Here is a 2,526-nt window from a genome sequence, read left to right as displayed (position 1 = left end):
GCCGCGGCGCTGGTCGACCGAGGCGCGGGAGGCGCGCGCGGTCACCAGCCGGGTCAGCCCGAGCCCGGGTTCGTAGACCGGCACCCGCGCGAGGCCGGAATCGACCACGATGCGCACGCCCTCGATCGTGAGCGAGGTCTCGGCGATGCTGGTGGCCAGCACCACCTTGCGCGCGCCGGGTGCGGCCGGCGACACCGCCCGGTCCTGCTCGGCCGGCATCAGCGCGCCGTAGAGCGGCTCGACCGCGACCTCGGGCCCGACGCGGCCTTCCAGCGCCGCGGCGACGCGGCGGATCTCGCCCTGGCCCGGCAGGAAGGCCAGGACCGAACCCGGATCGGCCCGCAGTGCACGCAGGATCGCGTCCGTCATCGCGTCCTCGATCCGGCGGTTCGGATCGCGGTCGGCGTAGCGGGTCTCCACCGGAAAGGCGCGTCCCTCGGACGCCACGACCGGCGCGTCGCCGAGCAGGCGCGCGACGCGGGCGCCGTCGAGCGTCGCCGACATGACCAGGATGCGCAGGTCGTCGCGCAAGCCGGCCTGCGCGTCGAGGGCGAGGGCGAGGCCGAAATCGGCATCGAGCGAGCGCTCGTGGAATTCGTCGAACAGCACCGCGCCGATGCCGGACAGTTCCGGGTCGTCGAGGATCATGCGGCCGAAGACCCCCTCGGTCACGACCTCGATCCGGGTGCGGCCCGAGATCTTCGAGCCGAGCCGGACGCGCAGGCCGACGGTGTCGCCGACGCGCTCGCCCAGGGTGCCGGCCATGCGATCGGCCGCGGCACGCGCAGCGAGACGGCGCGGTTCCAGCACGATGATCTTGCCGGAGCCGAGCCAGGGCGCGTCGAGGAGGTCGAGCGGCACCCGCGTCGTCTTGCCGGCACCCGGCGGAGCGACCAGCACGGCGGCGTTCGAGGATGCCAGCGCCGCGCGCAGGGCGGGAAGCGTCGCATCGATCGGCAGGGGGCTGAGCGGGGACAGAGCAGACGTCGGGGCGGATGGCATCGCGATCGTCCTACCGTGACGATCGGGCGGCGTTACGATTCAAGTCCGCGAACAATCCCGATTTAGCCAAGAAATTAATCCCCCTTCGACGGAACGATTCCACGGCCGATGCCTGGAACGACTTGAGGCGCTTGAACTTATAGCCCGGCAGCGCATGAGCGCGGACTGGAGAATTCTAGATGACACGTCTTTCCTTGACCCTTGCGACCGGACTGCTTCTCGGCGGCCTCGGCCTGGGGTCGATCTCCGTCTCCGCCGCGCCCGCGATGCCGCAGGCCGGTATCGTCGCCGGCAGCACGACCGACGCGGTCGCCTATCGCCGCCACTACCGTCATCACCACTCCACCAAGGCCGAGCGCATGATGCGCCGCCGCAATACCATGCGCCACGGGAACCCGAATGCGCGCAACCCGGCGATGCGCGGCTACCAGCAGAACCTCGGCAACACGGTCGGCGGCCCGCGCTACTGATCGATCCGCCTCGAAGCGATGCGAGGAAGCCGGCGCCCCATGGCGCCGGCTTCCTTCGTTCGTCGCGTCGCCGGCAGCGTGCGGCCTTCTCCCCAGCGATCCGGCGGGCGGCCGCTGATCAAACCCGGACCCGTCTGCTAAGAGCCGTCTCATGGCCCGCAGCTCAGCCCGAAACCTCGCCGACGTCGCCGGATCTGGCACCGCGGAGGTCGCCGGCCCGACGCCGATGATGGCGCAGTACATCGAGATCAAGGCCGCCAACCCGGACTGCCTGCTGTTCTACCGGATGGGCGACTTCTACGAGCTGTTCTTCTCCGATGCCGAGACGGCCTCGCGGGCGCTCGGCATCGTCCTGACCAAGCGCGGCAAGCACGGCGGCGCCGACATCCCGATGTGCGGCGTGCCGGTGGAGCGCGCCGACGACTACCTCAGCCGGCTGATCGGGCTCGGGCACCGGGTCGCGGTCTGCGAGCAGACCGAGGATCCGGCCGAGGCCAAGCGCCGGGGCCCGAAATCGGTGGTCCGCCGCGAGGTCGTGCGCCTCGTCACCCCCGGCACCATCACCGAGGACCGCCTGCTCGATCCGGGCAGCGCCAACCTGCTGCTGGCGGTCGGCCGTCGCAAGGTCTCGGACACGGCCTTCGCCTACGGGCTCGCGGCGATCGACATCTCCACCGGGCGCTTCGCCCTGAGCGAGGTTGCGGGCGCCGACCTCGCCGGCGCGATCGCCCGGCACGATCCGCGCGAGATCGTCCTGTCGGAGGCCATCCACACCGATCCGGCGCTCGCCCGGCTCTGGGCCGAGACGCGGGTGAAGGCGCCGAGATCGCCGCCGCCGGAGCGGCGCTGCTCTACGTCGCGCGCCGTTGGCCGAGACGGTCCGGTCGATCGCGTCGAGGAGGCTGCCCGCCCGCTCGCCCGAGAGCGTGCGCGTGAGCTCGAGGTTCGCGCGCGTCGCCGCGTCGATCGCCAGCGTCGTCCCGGCCTCCTCGCGGGTCGGCACGCTCAGGGGCGCGCGGGCGGCGAGCTGGGTGCGCGCGACGTAGAGCAGCGC

General features: G+C 72.1%; 2 protein-coding genes and 1 pseudogene. 2 read left to right on the top strand and 1 reads right to left on the bottom strand.

Going from position 1 to position 2,526, the window contains the following annotated elements; translation table 11 throughout:
• The coding region (locus tag FV223_RS25110) for a DEAD/DEAH box helicase (protein ID WP_281407471.1) at positions 1–1,002 on the bottom strand (1,002 nt) is incomplete at its 3' end.
• A 179-nt stretch (positions 1,003–1,181) separates the two neighbouring features.
• Here FV223_RS25110 and FV223_RS25105 point away from each other — a divergent pair.
• Both FV223_RS25105 and FV223_RS25100 read left to right on the top strand, forming a co-directional pair.
• Positions 1,182–1,472, top strand: a complete 291-nt coding sequence (locus FV223_RS25105) for a hypothetical protein (RefSeq protein WP_147729502.1) — start codon at positions 1,182–1,184, stop codon at positions 1,470–1,472.
• Positions 1,473–1,623: 151 nt separating this feature from the next.
• Positions 1,624–2,526 (top strand): annotated as a pseudogene (locus FV223_RS25100) (DNA mismatch repair protein MutS); the annotation flags it as partial.

Origin of the sequence: Methylobacterium sp. WL116 (assembly GCF_008039455.1) — a bacterium.
Classification (GTDB): Bacteria; Pseudomonadota; Alphaproteobacteria; order Rhizobiales; family Beijerinckiaceae; genus Methylobacterium.
Note: the sequence above shows the minus strand (reverse complement) of the source record. Positions and strands in the feature narration are given on the sequence as shown.

Bases quoted from the DNA above. Each gene is read 5' to 3' on its own strand.
- FV223_RS25105 (WP_147729502.1), top strand. From the start codon at position 1,182: ATGACACGTCTTTCCTTGACCCTTGCGACCGGACTGCTTCTCGGCGGC.